Annotated in this window: 12 protein-coding genes; 5 read left to right on the top strand and 7 right to left on the bottom strand. The window is 47.1% G+C overall.

What is annotated here, in order from left to right; translation table 11 throughout:
- The first annotated feature begins 90 nt into the window (after nt 1-90).
- Nucleotides 91-2,265 (top strand): DNA helicase II, encoded by a 2,175-nt coding sequence (uvrD, locus tag N646_RS10490; protein ID WP_005378778.1) that lies wholly within the window; start codon nt 91-93, stop codon nt 2,263-2,265.
- A gap of 919 nt (nt 2,266-3,184) precedes the next feature.
- Here the strand turns inward: uvrD and ggt are convergent.
- The 4 genes from ggt to rarD form a co-directional block, all read right to left on the bottom strand.
- On the bottom strand, nt 3,185-4,951 hold the full coding sequence (ggt, locus tag N646_RS10485) for a gamma-glutamyltransferase (protein WP_017821785.1): 1,767 nt from the start codon (nt 4,949-4,951) through the stop codon (nt 3,185-3,187).
- Nucleotides 4,952-5,062: 111 nt separating this feature from the next.
- Complete coding sequence (locus N646_RS10480; RefSeq protein ID WP_017633799.1) at nt 5,063-5,722, bottom strand: LysE family translocator; 660 nt, start codon at nt 5,720-5,722, stop codon at nt 5,063-5,065.
- A 91-nt stretch (nt 5,723-5,813) separates the two neighbouring features.
- The gene (locus N646_RS10475; RefSeq protein WP_031777287.1) at nt 5,814-6,611 is read right to left on the bottom strand and encodes an AraC family transcriptional regulator; all 798 of its coding nucleotides are present in this window, start codon (nt 6,609-6,611) and stop codon (nt 5,814-5,816) included.
- Nucleotides 6,612-6,682: 71 nt separating this feature from the next.
- A complete protein-coding gene (gene rarD, locus N646_RS10470; protein WP_005378774.1) occupies nt 6,683-7,600 on the bottom strand; it encodes an EamA family transporter RarD in 918 nt (305 codons plus the stop codon).
- Between the two features lie 178 nt (nt 7,601-7,778).
- On the opposite strand from rarD, the gene recQ reads away from it, so the two are divergent.
- The 3 genes from recQ (at nt 7,779) to N646_RS10455 (ending at nt 10,838) form a co-directional block, all read left to right on the top strand.
- Nucleotides 7,779-9,614, top strand: a complete 1,836-nt coding sequence (gene recQ / locus N646_RS10465) for an ATP-dependent DNA helicase RecQ (protein ID WP_005451195.1) — start codon at nt 7,779-7,781, stop codon at nt 9,612-9,614.
- A gap of 9 nt (nt 9,615-9,623) precedes the next feature.
- Nucleotides 9,624-9,929 carry a DUF3630 family protein gene (locus N646_RS10460; RefSeq protein ID WP_005378772.1) on the top strand — a complete coding sequence of 102 codons (306 nt, stop codon included), beginning with the start codon at nt 9,624-9,626 and terminating at the stop codon, nt 9,927-9,929.
- Nucleotides 9,930-10,163: 234 nt separating this feature from the next.
- Nucleotides 10,164-10,838 carry a 7-cyano-7-deazaguanine/7-aminomethyl-7-deazaguanine transporter gene (locus N646_RS10455; protein WP_005378770.1) on the top strand — a complete coding sequence of 225 codons (675 nt, stop codon included), beginning with the start codon at nt 10,164-10,166 and terminating at the stop codon, nt 10,836-10,838.
- A 222-nt stretch (nt 10,839-11,060) separates the two neighbouring features.
- Here N646_RS10455 and N646_RS10450 read toward each other — a convergent pair whose 3' ends face one another.
- The 3 genes from N646_RS10450 to rhlB all read right to left on the bottom strand — a co-directional run bounded on the left by N646_RS10450 (nt 11,061) and on the right by rhlB (nt 15,704).
- Entirely contained in the window at nt 11,061-12,704 is a 1,644-nt protein-coding gene (locus tag N646_RS10450; RefSeq protein WP_017821787.1) for a sugar nucleotide-binding protein, read from the bottom strand.
- Between the two features lie 172 nt (nt 12,705-12,876).
- On the bottom strand, nt 12,877-14,370 hold the full coding sequence (gene gppA / locus N646_RS10445) for a guanosine-5'-triphosphate,3'-diphosphate diphosphatase (RefSeq protein ID WP_017821788.1): 1,494 nt from the start codon (nt 14,368-14,370) through the stop codon (nt 12,877-12,879).
- Nucleotides 14,371-14,390: 20 nt separating this feature from the next.
- Nucleotides 14,391-15,704, bottom strand: coding sequence for an ATP-dependent RNA helicase RhlB (gene rhlB / locus N646_RS10440; RefSeq protein ID WP_017821789.1), 1,314 nt, complete (start codon nt 15,702-15,704; stop codon nt 14,391-14,393).
- A 111-nt stretch (nt 15,705-15,815) separates the two neighbouring features.
- Between rhlB and trxA the strand changes: the two genes are divergently transcribed.
- A complete protein-coding gene (trxA, locus tag N646_RS10435; RefSeq protein WP_004745500.1) occupies nt 15,816-16,142 on the top strand; it encodes a thioredoxin TrxA in 327 nt (108 codons plus the stop codon).
- Nucleotides 16,143-16,310 lie beyond the last annotated feature (168 nt).

Genomic DNA, 16,310 nt, shown 5'->3' with positions numbered 1-16,310 from the left:
ATCGATTTTTTTATCAAGTTTTGTCTAAACAGCACCCGGTTGTTTAGGTTATAATCGGTTTTTATGTATAAATAACCAGTAGCTCTCATCATGATGGATCCATCTCTATTACTCGACGGTTTGAACGATAAACAACGTGAAGCCGTTGCAGCACCTCTAGAAAACTTGCTCGTTCTTGCTGGCGCAGGAAGTGGTAAGACACGCGTTCTTGTTCACCGTATCGCTTGGCTGATGTCGGTCGAGCAAGCTTCTCCGTTTTCAATTATGTCGGTAACCTTTACCAATAAGGCGGCGGCAGAGATGCGTGGACGTATCGAAGAGCTAATGATGGGCAGTGCAGGCGGTATGTGGAATGGTACTTTCCACGGCATTTGTCACCGTATTCTGCGTGCACACTATCTTGATGCGAAGCTACCGGAAGATTTCCAAATCATTGACAGTGACGACCAACAGCGTCTACTAAAGCGTTTGATTAAAGCGCAAAACCTCGATGAGAAGCAGTGGCCGGCACGCCAAGTGGCATGGTGGATTAACGGTAAGAAAGACGAAGGTCTGCGCCCGTCGCACATTGATGCGTACCATGATCCAGTAACCAAGACATATCTACAGTTGTACACCGCTTACCAAGAAGCGTGTGATCGTGCTGGTTTAGTCGATTTTGCGGAAATCTTGCTGCGCGCACATGAGCTACTGCGTGATAACAAGTTCGTCCGTGAACACTACCAAGCACGCTTTAAGCATATCTTGGTGGATGAGTTCCAAGATACCAACAACATTCAATATGCTTGGCTACGTATGATGGCGGGTCCTGAGTGTCACGTGATGATCGTAGGTGATGACGACCAGTCGATTTATGGTTGGCGTGGTGCAAAAGTCGAGAACATTGAGAAGTTTACGCTCGAATTCCCAAGCGTGAATACCATTCGTCTTGAGCAAAACTACCGTTCCACTAAGACCATTCTGGAAGCATCTAACACCCTGATTGCGAATAACACCGAGCGTATGGGTAAAGAGTTGTGGACGGATGGCGTGGTCGGTGAGCCTATCTCGGTTTACAGCGCTTACAACGAATTAGATGAAGCCCGTTTTGCGGTGAACAAAATCAAAGAGTGGCAAGACAAGGGCGGTGCTCTGAATGACGCTGCGATGCTTTACCGTAACAACGCCCAGTCGCGTGTTCTGGAAGAAGCGTTAATTCAAGCCGGTCTGCCTTATCGTATCTATGGCGGCATGCGATTCTTCGAACGTCAGGAAATCAAAGATGCCTTGAGCTACATGCGTCTGATTGCCAACCGTAACGATGATGCAGCGTTTGAACGTGTGGTGAATACGCCAACGCGTGGTTTGGGCGATAAGACGCTTGAAACCATCCGTTTTGCGGCTCGTGACCGTGGTTGCACCATGTGGGAAGCGAGTGTAGCTATGTTGGACGAGAAGGTGCTTGCTGGTCGCGCTGCTGGTGCTCTGAGCCGTTTTATCGAGCTTGTCACCGCGCTAGAAGACGACACCTTAGAGATGCCGCTGCATCACCAAACTGACCATGTAATTAAATACTCGGGCTTGTTCGCGATGTACGAGCAAGAGAAGGGCGAAAAGTCTAAGGCACGTATTGAGAACTTGGAGGAATTGGTGACCGCAACTCGCCAATTCGAGAAACCAGAAGAAGCCGAAGACATGTCACTGCTGACGGCATTCCTAACCCACGCAGCACTAGAAGCGGGCGAAGGACAAGCGGACGAATTTGAAGATGCGGTTCAGCTCATGACATTACACAGTGCGAAAGGTCTAGAGTTCCCATTGGTGTTTATGGTCGGTGTGGAAGAAGGCATGTTCCCAAGCCAAATGTCGGCAGAAGAAGCAGGGCGCTTAGAAGAAGAACGCCGTCTGTGTTACGTAGGCATGACCCGTGCAATGCAGAAACTGTACATCACTTATGCTGAAATGCGTCGTTTGTACGGTCAGGATAAATACCATAAACCGTCTCGCTTTATCCGTGAACTGCCAGAAACTTGTTTAGATGAAGTACGAATGAAGGCGCAAGTTAGCCGTCCTTCAAGCAGTGGTCGATTTAGCCAAACTGTTGTGAAAGAGAGCTTTAATGAAACCGGCTTTACGCTAGGTTCTCGTGTGATGCATCCAAAGTTTGGTGAAGGCACCATCATCAACTTCGAAGGCAGTGGTCCACAAAGCCGTGTACAGATTGCCTTTAACGGTGAAGGCATCAAATGGTTGGTAACTGCTTACGCACGACTAGAGAAACTGTAAGGCTTGACCAAAACTCATACCAATCGTAGTAAATAACTGGTCATTCTAGCTTGTTAAAATACTCGATAACTGCGTTGCAATTTTTGATTGTAGAATAACTACTTATCGAAAAATTGCGCCTTGTTCTCAAGCATTTTCCCTACGCTATTTCTGATCACTTATTTACTGTGATTGGTATCATCAACTTAAGAGCTGCTTCGGCGGCTCTTTTTGTTTGTGCGGTTTTGGCGTCGATAAAGCAGTAAAAAAATGGAATTCGAAAGCGCGATTTAACGGTGCAGATGAGAAAAACTTTAGGCAAAGAAAAACCCCGAGGGCTTGCGCCCATCGGGGTTATAGTCTTACTCGCAGCAATCCAGCTACTAAGAGTGCTCCATGCATCTAATCCATGATAGTGTGCTGAATCCGTCAGCTTAATCCTTACGTCGCCTTCCTAGCGGTGTCCTTAATGACCTTATCCTGGTCTGCTAACTATCCTCGTTAGCTCTCATCACTTGTTCCCTGAGCGGTGTCCCTGACATCATCCTGATGTTCAAATCCTTGCCTCGTCCAGAGGTGTCCATTTCCCGTCCTTAGTAGCAACCATCCTAGTCACTATTGATTCCCTTCAATGTCCAATTTTGCAATCCATGCCCGACTATTCATCCTGAATAACCGTTTCTTCTTCCTGAAGTTCACCAAGTCCGTGGTGTTTCCTGTTCCGTGTCAGCATCCTTCCGACAGGTTTAATATTACGTGTTTAACGATTTCCAACAACGGGCTAATCTCACATTTTTTAACTCTCTTAGCGTTCAAAAAAGATACATGAGTATTAAATTCAATGGCTTATGCTCTTTTCTGTACGGTTTTACCATTAAAAAAGAGAGGTTTGCTCAACCCTTTGTGAGAGATCTCGCACAAGGGGTCGAGCGAAAGACTCTTACTGCCCGATAGCGGCACCTTCACGTCTTGGATCCGCAGCGCCTTCAAGACCGTCTTTTGTTATTCGTATCGCATGCAGACCAGAGTTCAAATCCCGAACATCGGTTTTAAAGCCCATCTTCTCCAGAGCAGGCTGTAAGCCCTCTGCGGCGGTACCTTGCTCAATATCTAAGGTGCCAAAACGGTTCAGCAATCGTGGCTGATTAATCGCGCTTTGGATGTCCATATCCCATTGCGTGTGGGCGATAATGGCTTGTGCGACGTAACCAATAATGCGGCTGCCACCCGGTGAGCCAATTGCCATGTAAGGTTTGTCATCCTTCATCATAATGGTTGGTGCCATGGATGAACGTGGGCGTTTTCCCGGTTCTAAGCGGTTCGCGATTGGCACACCATCTTGATGCGTGCGGAAAGAGAAATCGGTCAGTTCGTTATTGAGCAAGAAGCCGCGTACCATCAAGCGTGAGCCAAAGGCGTTCTCAATGGTTGTTGTCATTGAAACCACATTGCCTTGCTTATCGACGATATTGAAATGGCTGGTGGAAGGCAGCTCGATCGATTGGTCCATGCTTAAGTTCATGGCGTGCGACCAAGGAGGATTACCGGCTTCAGCCTTACTCAAGGCTTTACCGACTTGAATGAGCTCAGCACGTTGCTTGAGATAATCTTTATCAAGTAAGCCTTCGGTTGGCATTGGCACATAATCTTGGTCAGCCATGTATTTACCACGATCCGCGAACGCAAGGCGCGATGCATCGGCGATCACTTGCCATGATTTCGCGCTTTCGGCTCCCCAACCTTTAAGATCGTATTGCTCGGTGATCGCGAGAATCTGTCCAACCGTCAATGCGCCAGAGCTAGGTGGTCCCATGCCGCAGATACCATAGCTTTGATAAGCCGCACAAACCGGCTCACGTTGCTTGATTTGGAACGCATCAAAGTCAGGTTGTGCCAATACGCCAGGATTGCCCGGTGCATTCTGTACTGTCTTGATGATGTCTGTGGCGATATCGCCTTGATAGAAAGCTTTTGCCCCTTGCTCTGCAATTGCCGTCAGAGTTTGCGCGTATTCAGGGTTCTTCAACAACGTGCCTTCGGCTTTTGGTGAGCCATCTGGATTGAAGAAGTAAGCCTTAGTCGCAGGGAAGCGAGATAGGCGCTTGGCATCTTTCTCAATCAGACTCGCGAGGCGAGGACTGACTTCGAAACCTTGCTCAGCCAAGGTAATCACGGGTTGGATTATCTTCTTCCATTCCAACTTGCCGTATTTCTGGTGCGTGTCCCAAAGTAGTTTCACTGTGCCAGGAGTGGCAACGGAACGCCCACCGACAACCGCATCGTAAAATTGCAGTGGTTGTCCTTTGTCATCTAGGAAGAGTTTCGGCGTTGCGGCGAGCGGTGCGGTCTCGCGTCCATCATACGTAGTCAGTTTTTGTTTCTCACTGTCCCAATAAACTAAGAAGGCGCCACCACCAATACCTGATGATTGCGGTTCTACCAAGCCCAGCATCAGCTGCACGGCAACCATAGCATCAATAGCATTACCACCTTGGGCAATAACATCCGCACCAGTTTGGGTTGCAATTGGGTTAGCAGCGGTAACCATATAATCTTTCGCTTTGACCAGTTGTTTTTGCTCGAAGCCAGTGCTGTGCTCCGGCGCAACCGCATCTGCTGCTTGGTTAGCAAAGGTTGGGGTAGATAAGACGAGTGGGGAAGTAAGAAAAAGACCCGTGGTCACGAGTCGGTTGAACGTCCAATGCATGATGACTCTCCATGTTGCCAGTTTTGTGCTTTGAGCTTGGCAGTTATGGAGAGTCACGTCGAGTCAGCAATCTTAGAAATGTCGATTGTGCTACGCTTTTAAATCAGTACTTTATCCGATAAAAGTATTGATAGTTTGGTATAGAATACTGCCGCCCACTAGAGTAAATACCACGCCGCATAGACCGTCGATGTAGATACCCGCTTGTTGCAATTTACGCTGTAAGCGCTGTGTCGACAGCATCCATGCAAGGCTAGAGAACCAGAATAGCGACAAGCCAAACAGGATGACCAGTGCAATACCTTTGCCAGTAATCGACATACCTGCTGGGACTAAACTCGACATCAAACTGACAAAGAACACCAGGGCTTTTGGGTTAAGAATGTTGGTCGCAAACCCTTTAGCAAACGCTTGACGCTTATTGCTGATCACTAGGTTATTTTGCTTCTTAGGTTGATCCGTCTGTGGGTTTTGGATCATCGAGATCACGGCACGCAATGCGCCAATTCCTAAGTAGAGCAGGTAACTACCACCGAGCAGTTGTACCACGGAATACAGCACTGGGTGCTGGTGGACGACAAAACTCACACCTGTCAGGCTGAACAAAGAGTGCAGCAAAATACCGACGGACAATCCCAACGCAATGTACAAGCCAGTTTGACGACCATGACGCGTCGCATTTTGTACGACCAGCGCAAAGTCCGGACCTGGACTCATTAGGGCAATAAAGTGAATGCTGGCGAGTGTCAGCAATATGGTGGATTCATTCATAACACATCTCAAATTTAACCAATGCGGCTATTGTCGTGGTAAGTCACCTGTGGCGCTTGTAAAAAACTGACAGCTTTCTCGGTAAATGAAATTAACGAGCCACTTGAGAAGGGGAAACGCCGTAGGTCTGCTTAAACGCTTTGCTGAAATGCGCTTGATCGTAGAAACCGATCTGATGGGCAACGTCGGTACCACATTGACCTGATTGCAGTAACTTCATGCCTTGTTCAAGGCGCAGGCGTGCGAACCATGCATAAGGCGTCATGCCGGTTTGCGCTTTAAAGTGGCGCTGGAACTGAGTTGGGCTCAGTTGGCACAGCTCTGAAAGTGAATCCAAACGCACCGCTTGGTCGAGGTTTGCCATTAGATAATCTTTTAACGTCCCAAGCGATTGATTCCCAAGTGGTACTACTTTTTGTCGCTCAAGCGATCCGTAGCGATCAAAAAGCTGGTTAAATCCTTCAAAAGGAAGGCAATCTTTGGTGAGTTGGCTGAGATTTTCACGACGAAGTAGCCCATGTAAGTTACTAAGTTGTGAAAATATCTGTGGATCCGAGATGATCAGCTCGTTGAAGTGTATTATTTGACCGTTTTGCTTAAGATCAGCCAGATCGCTCAATAGGTGAGGTTCGATCGCAAATACATTCACTTCATAGCCACTTTCGAGCTTAGATTGCCCGTCGTGCAGCTCATCTGGCGGCATAATCACTATTTGCCCGTGACCAACTTGGTGGCTGTTACCTTGGTATTGGAACTTCTGCGCGCCATGCGTGATCAGGCCGAGATGAAAATCCAGATGGTAATGCCTTTGAAAAGCAAATTTCTGGTATTTCGCCTCTATTAGACTCAAGTTGTCATGGTCGGTTGCGTAGTACTGAATATGTTCCATTAAATAAAAAAGCTTGGTCACATTATGACCAAGCTTATCTGGCAATTTCTAACTTGTCTTGTAAAAAACGATCACTGTGGCTGAACGATTCGGCGTGAGCGACGGTTATTACGTAATCCATCAAAGCTAAACACGACTAGTGCTCCCCAAATAAAGACGAAAGTGATCGCTTTATCCATGGTAAAGGGTTCGCCATACATCAATACTGCAAGTAAAAACATTAAGCTTGGGCCTATATATTGGAAAAAGCCCAAAGTCGATAATTTGAGTCTTGTTGCTGCACCCGTAAAGCACAGCAGTGGCAGGGTTGTTATAACCCCAGCCGCGATCAACAAACTATTTAACGTAAGTGGATTCGTAAGCATATTTGAGGTTGGTGTATCGGCAATAAAAAGCAAATAAACAGCGGCCACTGGCAGTAGAAGTAATGTCTCGATAAACAAGCCAGTTTTTGCATCGACACTGACTTTCTTTCTTAATAAGCCATAAAAGCCGAAGCTCATTGCTAACGCCATCGCAACAACAGGTACGGAGCCAAATACAATCAGTTGAACGAGTACGCCACAACCTGCCAATACAACCGCGAACCACTGTAATTTACGCAGTCTCTCTCCCAAAAATACCATCCCGAGTAAGACGTTGATCAGTGGGTTAATGTAATAACCTAAGCTGGCGTCGAGCATATGATTCGAGTTTACCGCCCAAATGAAAATCAACCAATTGCCGCCAATTAGCATGGAACTTGCGATCAGGTAAGCGATTTTCGTTTTGTCTTTCGCGATGTGGTAAGCCGAGCGCCAGTGACGGCCAAAATGGAGGAGTGCAGCAAGCAAAAAGAAAGACCATATCACTCGGTGGCTTAGAATTTCCAAAGGAGATACTTGTGCGATGGACTTAAAGTACATCGGCGCAATGCCCCACATGGTATACGCGCCAATCGCTAGCAAGATACCTTGCCGCGCGCGTTGTTGTTCGTCTTCTGGTGTCATGAAGTGTCACCTAATTGTGTGTTTTATAGAGCAGAAAATCAGTATACGAGTCGTGATGCGAAACACCTAACAATTTGCGGTTTTATTCACCATGAAACCCCATTACAATGTGCCCTCACTTTGTGTGCCAGTGGTATGCATAAGCACCTCTTTTTTAAGACCCAATCTGAGACTTTTCATGACCTCGACCTTGTTAGCCGAACAATCAGACTCGCCTGTAACGCCTCAACGTGTGTTGGAGGATGTGTTTGGTTACCAAGAGTTCCGTGATGGTCAGCAGTTGGTGATTGATGCCGCGGTAGAAGGTCGCGACAGCTTAGTTATCCTGCCTACTGGTGGCGGTAAGTCGCTGTGCTATCAAATTCCTGCTTTGGTTCGCTCTGGCATTACTTTGGTGATTTCTCCGCTTATCTCGCTGATGAAGGACCAAGTAGACCAGCTTAAAGCCAACGGTGTAGCGGCTGAGTGCATTAACTCGACCATGCCTCGTGAAGAGCTGCTCAGCGTGTATAACCGCATGCACACTGGTCATCTTAAGTTGGTGTACGTCTCGCCAGAACGCGTATTGATGCGTGATTTCATTGAGCGCTTGGAAAACTTGCCGCTATCGATGATTGCTGTCGATGAAGCGCATTGTATTTCCCAGTGGGGACACGATTTCCGTCCAGAATATGCCGCGCTTGGTCAACTTAAGCAGCAGTTTTCCCATGTGCCATTTATGGCGCTGACGGCGACGGCGGATGATGCAACGCGCCGAGATATTCTTGAGCGTCTGCAACTGAATAATCCAGAGGTTTACCTAGGCAGCTTCGACCGTCCTAACATTCGCTACAACTTAGTTGAGAAGCACAAGCCGGTTTCGCAAATCGTTCGTTATCTGGAAACCCAAAAGGGTAACTGCGGCATCATCTATTGTGGTAGCCGTAAGAAAGTTGAGATGGTGACCGAGAAGCTGTGCAACAACCACATTCGTGCTGCTGGTTATCACGCAGGTATGGACGCTGATGAGCGCGCTTACGTTCAAGAAGCTTTCCAACGTGATGACATCCAAATTGTAGTGGCGACCGTGGCATTCGGTATGGGCATCAACAAACCAAACGTGCGTTTTGTGGTTCACTTTGATATCCCGCGTAATATCGAGTCCTACTATCAGGAAACCGGTCGTGCAGGGCGTGATGGTTTGCCTGCGGAAGCGATGATGTTGTATGACCCAGCGGACATCAGTTGGCTGCGTCGTATGTTGGATGAGAAAGACGATGGTCCACAGAAGCAGGTGGAAACCCACAAACTGAATGCGATGAGTGCCTTTGCTGAGGCGCAAACCTGTCGTCGTCAGGTGCTATTGAATTACTTTGGTGAGTATCGTGAGAAGCCATGTGGCAACTGTGATATTTGCTTAGATCCACCGAAACACTTTGATGCCACGGAAGAAGCGCGTAAGGCGTTGTCTTGTGTGTACCGAGTGAATCAGAGCTTTGGTATGGGCTACGTGGTAGAAGTGCTACGTGGCATGCAAAACATTCGTGTGCGTGAAAATGGGCACGATAAGATTTCTACCTACGCGATAGGGCGCGATCACAGCCACGATTACTGGGTGAGTATCTTCCGTCAGTTAATCCACAAAGGGCTGTTGTTTCAAAACATCACGCGTAACTCAACGCTGCAACTTACCGAAGAAGCGCGTCCGCTGCTGCGTGGCGATGTGACTCTAGAGTTAGCGGTTCCGCGTTTAGACACCGCAGCACGTGCGGCGAAGTCAGATAAACTGACCAGTAAGAACTACGACAAAAAGCTGTTTGCTAAGTTACGTAAGCTGCGTAAGTCGATTGCTGATGAAGATGGTTTGCCACCATACGTGGTCTTCAGTGACGCGACTCTGATTGATATGGCGGAAATTCTGCCAACGTCTTACGGCGAAATGCTGGCAGTCAGCGGTGTTGGTCAGCGCAAACTAGAGAAGTACGCCGACCCATTCCTTGATTTGATTCAAGAACACATTACTCACCACGGATAAGGAACCAAGATGCAAAAGGAATTTGGCTTAGCGGACTACATGGCACAAGAAGGTCGCTTAATCATTACTGCGCCGAGCTTTGACCTTGATAGCTTTCCTGCTTTAGGTGAGCGTTTAGTCGGCTTGCTTTCTGCTACTGTGGTTGAAAAACAATGGGATGCGGATATTCACTCTTGGCTGATCGACTTTGAAGGTTGCCGACTGTTTATGAAAGCAGAGCATTACAGCGAAGCGATTTGGTTTGAAGCGTTAGCGATTGAAGAGAGCAGGGAAGAGTTGGATTATCTTGCAGGATTGTTCCAGCGCGGCTTCTAAAAATAGAATTTTTCTTGAAAGGGTGTTTCACATGAAACACCCTTTTTTATGCTTAAACGTTTGCGTAAAACAGACGACTTGCGGCGAAAAGTGGTTAATGTATAATCGCCCACCGCTTCGCTCAGAATGAGCCAAGCCAGTTTATTTTTCATTTTACATTGTTGGTAAGAGCCACTTTATTCAGTGACTCGATTTGGGTTCCCTCACCCCCAAACCAAACTAAAAAGGTATCGCATGAGTAACTTTACCCCTGCGCAGCAGCGCAACGCCCTTATCTATCTGGTTCTATTCCACCTAGTCATTATTGCATCTAGCAATTACCTAGTTCAGCTACCGTTTACTATTTTCGGTTTCCATACCACTTGGGGCGCATTCACTTTCCCATTTATATTCCTAGCGACTGACTTAACTGTGCGTATTTTCGGTGCTCAGTTGGCGCGTAAGATCATCTTCTTAGTGATGTTGCCTGCTTTGGCAGTGTCTTACTTCTTATCGGTGGTGTTCTTCGAAGGTCAATTCCAAGGTTTTGGTCACCTAGGGGAATTTAACTTATTCGTTGCTCGTATCGCGATTGCTAGCTTCATGGCGTACCTACTTGGTCAGATCATGGATGTGCACGTGTTCAACCGCCTACGTCAAATGAAGCAATGGTGGGTGGCACCAACGTGTTCAACGCTTTTCGGTAATGCACTTGATACCATCGCTTTCTTCGCCATTGCGTTCTATCAAAGCCCAGATCCATTTATGGCAGAGCATTGGACGGAAATCGCGCTGGTGGATTACGGCTTCAAACTGATTATCAGTCTTGGTTTGTTCGTTCCGATGTACGGCGTATTACTGAATTACCTAATTAAGAAGCTGACTGCGGTGAACCCTGACTTTAAGGTGACGACAAGCGTTCAGTCTTAATATCAGTGGGAACCCCGAAAGCCGCTTGCTTAAATCAAGCGGCTTTTTTGTACCTGCTTACTGGGATTTAGAGGGTTTTGTACAGCGTGGGGAGCAATTAGATCATGGGTGTCCAAAAGCTCCCTGAGCTGTACGAAGGTAAAAATGAGCAGTAAAAAAGGTCCCGAGTGAGACCTTTTAATCGAAGGTACGGCACGTAGAGGAAGCTCGCTGGTGAAATGGCTAACAGAGCATCTTCTCAATCAAAATGGCTTTTTGCGCATCGAAGGCGCCAAGTTGCAGGCCGTTATCCCAGCTGATGCTTTGATTGAACATCGCCAACATCAAACCGACACTGCGTTGATTGGCGTCCTGCCAGCAATCAGACTCGCTGTACTCTCCATCATTTATCGCGTTGCCATTAACGAGAATGGGCTCGAAACGCCATTTTTCTCCGACACGGTAGTAGCCTTTGCTGGTTAAGGTCTGGTTGGATTGAATCGTTAGATTGTGCTCGATGCCCGGTTCACCTGTTAGTTCAAATACAAACCTTAGCTGGTGGTCGTCACATTGCAGCTCAACGATCAGTTGGCCGTTTTCCTCAACCAGTGTTGATTGAGAGTAGTCTCCGAAGCAGTGCAGCAACCAAGAAATAGGGTGGCTAGCTGTCTCAAGAAACCACTCTTTGAGCGTGAAGGTGCCTGGTAGATTAACTTGGGTGACTAGATTGACCACACAAGGTTGGGTTTGCGAGGCGAGCCACTTCTCTATCGTCTTGGCGGTCTCTAGCTGAGCAAAGGCGTAATTAACTAATAGGTTGGAGTTCGGTTGCTGCCAGTGAGTGATGTCGGAATTCAATCCCACCAATGGCTTTTCACAAATTAGCTTGGTTGAACCTAACTTCTTAATTATCTCTGCATGAGTATGCGCAGGTGTCGCGATTGTCACTACATCAAGTTGCTTGAGTGCGCTGATGTTCGTTTCTGCCTTTGGGATTGCTTCTTCACTGCACGCTTGCTGAAGTGGTTCTATTTGGTTGGCGCATAACGTTGTGACCGATACACCATTGTTTCGATAGTGGGGAATGTGCGTGCGTCCCCAGTTGATTCCTATGATGCCGGCTTGCTGGATTTGCTCTGATTTGTTGAAACGTTCACTCAATGGCGGCAAGGCAATTCGTTCATCGGTTAGACGTTGGTCATGGTGATAGTCATTGCTTGGCAGCACTTGCCATGGCTTGTTGTAATGCTGCTTGAGTGCACAAACGAGTTCGTAGAAATTCCACTTATCTTTTAAGTTGCTATCAAGGTGATATAAACCGGCTTCGTTCCGCTCAATAAGCTGCAAAAAGGCGAGTGCAGTATCGTCCATATGAGAAGTCGCGGGATACCAAACTGTGCTAGCGGTAATAACGCCGTTCTCTTCATATTGGCGGTCGAGATGCGCCAACATGTTATTGCCTTCTGCTTGGTGATGGAGCTGCCAACCAATTCGAGCAATCATCGCATCTGGATTTGCTTGCCAGATTGCATCTTCACAACGAACTTTGTATTTGCCGTAATCATCTTGGGTGTTTCTTTCTTCAAAGATGCCATAAGGCCCGTTTTTTGTGGCATCAAATACCATTGCTGTGCTGACAAAGAGGTAAGGAATGTTGCGCTGTTTGCAGTGTTCACCGAGCCATGCTGCCCATGCTTCACTCCCCATCGCCATATGGCACACCGCATCAATGTGGTGCTGCTGCCAAAATTGCTCACTTTGCTCTGGATCATCTGGTGAGATCTGGTGGTGATTCCACTCCAATATGTTCCAGCCGCGTAGGTGAAACTGATGAGCGACTTTTGGGGCGAGGGTGCCAGTTAAGCCAGTCATTAAAACGGTTTTCATGATGGTGCATCTTGGTTGGCTAAATTGTGTTTATCAATAAAGCATGGCTGTTTTTCGATGTAGAGCGGAGAAGCTGAGATTTTTGCTGGGCAGCACGTTTTGTAGGGGAAGTAGATGCAAAAAAGCCCAAGCGAACGCCTGGGCTTTAGTATTGTAAGGCAGTGATATTCGCTTATTTTGCTACGATATTTAATGGCCAGCCGATGTCTGTCTGACGGTTGGATTCAATTTCCAACTCAGCTGCAGTCAGTGGGTTTTTCTCTAGCCATTGCACATCAATGTGTAACGTTAGATTGTCGCCTTCAACCGTTAGAGTCACATTTGGCTCTAGATCAGGATTGCGACGATGGCTGAGCAGAACCGCAAGACGCAACAATCTCAATACTCGTTTTGCACTCGAGCCTGATAATGCATGCTGCTCAGGTAAAGAAGTGAGTTGTTCGCGATAGCGACGAGCCACTTCACCAATAAAGAACTTCTGCGCGCGCGTGTAACCAGGCAGATCCAAATTCTGCAGCAAGTAAGCACTATGCTCTCCGCCTTTTTTGAAATCGATAGTTAAGCCAATTTCATGCAGTTTTGCGGCGGTCTCGAGTAATATCTTGCCCTGAGGCTCTGTAATCCACTCATCGCCCCCAGCTTGCTGTAAAAGCGTGTGTGCCAGACTAGCGACTTGTTCACCGTATTGGTGATCGAGCTGATAACGATTTTGTACGCTAGCGATAGTGCGGGCACGAATGTCTTCTTGACGAAGCTCTTCAACCATCTCATACACTAAGCCTTCGCGTAGTGCGCCGCCAGCCAGTGTCATAGCATCGATTTCAAGCAATTCAAAAACGGCAATCAAAATAGAGAGGCCACTAGGGAACACTAATGCACGCTCAAGTGTTAAGCCTTCAATATCGAGCTCTTCTAAATGGTCGGCCAACATGGCTTGCTTCTGTAGACGCTTGAGTTTGGAGTGAGTGATTACTTCGTCCATGCCTTGCGCCAGCATTATCTCTTGCAATGCCTGAACTGTGCCTGATGCACCAACACACACATCCCAACCAATTTCTGTATAACGTTCTAAAATCGGCTGGATGGTCTGTTTCGCTCCTTCAATTGCCGCGTCAAAGTTACGAGCATTCAATTGGCGATCTTTAAAGAAGTTTTCAAGCCAAGTCACGCAGCCCATTTTTAAGCTGGTCAGTGCTTTGGCTTCGAAACCTTCCCCGATAATCAGTTCGGTACTTGCTCCACCGATATCGACTACAAGGCGACGACCACTACCGCCAGAGGTGTGAGCGACACCTTTATAGATAGTGGCAGCTTCTTCTTCACCAGTAATCACTTCGATAGGCTGGCCTAGAATTTGGTTAGCCTTTTCTAAAAACACATCTACATTGGTCGCGGTACGTAATGTTGCTGTACCGACGATGCGAATGTTTTGTTTAGGAATGTCCTGCAAGCGTTCCGCAAATAGACTTAAGCAGTCCCATCCTCGCTGCATAGCTTCCATACTAAGAGAATTATGTTCATCTAAGCCAGCTGCTAGACGAACTTTGCGCTTAATTTTAGCCATTGTTTGAACGCTGCCATCGATGTGACGCACAACGAGCATGTGAAAACTGTTCGACCCGAGGTCGATGGCGGCATATAGCGGTGATGATCCTGCTTGACTCATAAAACGAACTCAGTTTCCTATTACGATTGTTTTGGTGCCGATTGACGCGGTTGGCGTGGACGACGTCCCTGCGGCTTACGGTTACCAGAACGGGTACCGCCAGTATTCGTGCGGCGCTGTTGGTTGCGTGGTGCACGCATACGAATCGGAGCCGGTAGATCTTGAATTAGTGTCGACGAATCGTACTCTGAAACTGGGATTGTATGCTCAATGTATTCTTCGATTGCTGGTAGGTTAACCGCGTACTCTTCACAAGCAAAACTGATCGAATGACCGCTCGCACCAGCGCGACCAGTACGGCCAATACGGTGAACATAATCTTCACAGTCGTCAGGAAGGTCGTAGTTGAAAACGTGCGTTACCTGAGGAATATGCAGGCCACGCGCTGCAACGTCAGTTGCAACTAGGATGTCGACATCACCTTTGGTGAATTGCTCAAGAATCTTCTCACGCTTCTTCTGCGGTACATCGCCAGTAAGAAGGCCTACACGGTGTCCATCGGCAGCCAAATGACCCCAAACCGATTCACACTTATGCTTGGTATTGGCAAAAATGATAGCGCGATCTGGCCACTCTTCTTCAATTAGTGTTTGAAGCAGCGCCATTTTGTCTTCATTAGAAGGATAGAAAAGCTCTTCCTGGATACGGTGGCCAGTTTTTTGTTCTGGTTCGACAACGACATGCTCAGGAGTATTCATGTGTTCGAATGCCAGTTCTTGAACGCGGTAAGACAGCGTTGCTGAGAACAGCATGTTCAAACGCTCTTTTGGCTCAGGCATACGACGGAACAAGAAGCGAATGTCTTTAATAAAGCCAAGATCGAACATGCGGTCGGCTTCGTCCAGAACAACAGCTTGAATGTTGTTGAGGTTAAATACGCGCTGTTTGTAGAAGTCGATGATACGGCCTGTTGTTCCGATCAGAATATCTACGCCGTCTTGCAGTTTCGCAAGTTGCTTGTCGTAGCTTTCACCACCGTAAGCTAGAGCGGTTTTTAGACCTGTGCTTTCAGTTAATGATTCTGCATCATTGTAAATTTGAATAGCGAGCTCACGTGTAGGCGCCATAATAATTGCGCGTGGCTGTGTAGGCTTACGACCTTCATGTTCCGGAGTCGTCAGAAGGTGGTTGAACGTAGCAGTAAGAAACGCGAGCGTTTTACCAGTACCCGTTTGGGCCTGGCCTGCGATGTCTTGGCCGGTGAGCAGGACCGGCAACGCCAAGGCTTGGATAGGGGTACAAAATTCGAACCCTTTTTTGTCCAATCCTTCAATAACTTGGGGCTTTAAGCCCAAATCGGCGAACTTTTGCTCTGTGATATGCGTCTTTTTCATGGCTATAGAATATCAGCTAAAGCTTGCAATACGAAAGTAAATACATTCCAATAGGGCATCTAATTACTGGTTATCATCCAACCAGTTTCGAAAAACACATTGGAGTGGAAGATGAGTGATAAGATTTTGCAGCTAACTGATGACGGTTTTGAAAACGATGTAATCAACGCTGCAGGCCCGGTTCTAGTGGATTTTTGGGCAGAATGGTGTGGTCCTTGTAAAATGATCGCTCCTATTTTGGACGAAATCGCAGACGAGTACGAAGGCAAACTCACTATCGGTAAACTAAACATCGACCATAACGCAGGTACACCACCTAAGTTTGGTATTCGCGGCATTCCAACGCTATTACTATTTAAAGATGGTAACGTAGCGGCAACGAAAGTAGGTGCTCTGTCTAAAACTCAACTAAAAGAGTTCCTAGACGCAAACTTATAATCACCAAGTGATTACAGATAAAACCGTGCAAAGTTACAATGCACGGTTTTGTTTTTCTAACTCTGGACTAGAATACTAATTAGTGCTAACTTATCGCGCGTTAATTGAACAAATTTCTCTTCTTGGTCGATCCTGAGACCAAATCCATCTTAACTAGAAAACAGATCT

This window comes from Vibrio alginolyticus NBRC 15630 = ATCC 17749 (assembly GCF_000354175.2).
In the GTDB taxonomy this organism is placed as follows: Bacteria; Pseudomonadota; Gammaproteobacteria; order Enterobacterales; family Vibrionaceae; genus Vibrio; species Vibrio alginolyticus.
Note: the sequence above shows the minus strand (reverse complement) of the source record. Positions and strands in the feature narration are given on the sequence as shown.

Bases quoted from the DNA above. Each gene is read 5' to 3' on its own strand.
- uvrD (WP_005378778.1), top strand. From the start codon at position 91: ATGATGGATCCATCTCTATTACTCGACGGTTTGAACGATAAACAACGT.
- ggt (WP_017821785.1), bottom strand. From the start codon at position 4,951: ATGCATTGGACGTTCAACCGACTCGTGACCACGGGTCTTTTTCTTACT.
- N646_RS10480 (WP_017633799.1), bottom strand. From the start codon at position 5,722: ATGAATGAATCCACCATATTGCTGACACTCGCCAGCATTCACTTTATT.
- N646_RS10475 (WP_031777287.1), bottom strand. From the start codon at position 6,611: ATGGAACATATTCAGTACTACGCAACCGACCATGACAACTTGAGTCTA.
- rarD (WP_005378774.1), bottom strand. From the start codon at position 7,600: ATGACACCAGAAGACGAACAACAACGCGCGCGGCAAGGTATCTTGCTA.
- recQ (WP_005451195.1), top strand. From the start codon at position 7,779: ATGACCTCGACCTTGTTAGCCGAACAATCAGACTCGCCTGTAACGCCT.
- N646_RS10460 (WP_005378772.1), top strand. From the start codon at position 9,624: ATGCAAAAGGAATTTGGCTTAGCGGACTACATGGCACAAGAAGGTCGC.
- N646_RS10455 (WP_005378770.1), top strand. From the start codon at position 10,164: ATGAGTAACTTTACCCCTGCGCAGCAGCGCAACGCCCTTATCTATCTG.
- N646_RS10450 (WP_017821787.1), bottom strand. From the start codon at position 12,704: ATGAAAACCGTTTTAATGACTGGCTTAACTGGCACCCTCGCCCCAAAA.
- gppA (WP_017821788.1), bottom strand. From the start codon at position 14,370: ATGAGTCAAGCAGGATCATCACCGCTATATGCCGCCATCGACCTCGGG.
- rhlB (WP_017821789.1), bottom strand. From the start codon at position 15,704: ATGAAAAAGACGCATATCACAGAGCAAAAGTTCGCCGATTTGGGCTTA.
- trxA (WP_004745500.1), top strand. From the start codon at position 15,816: ATGAGTGATAAGATTTTGCAGCTAACTGATGACGGTTTTGAAAACGAT.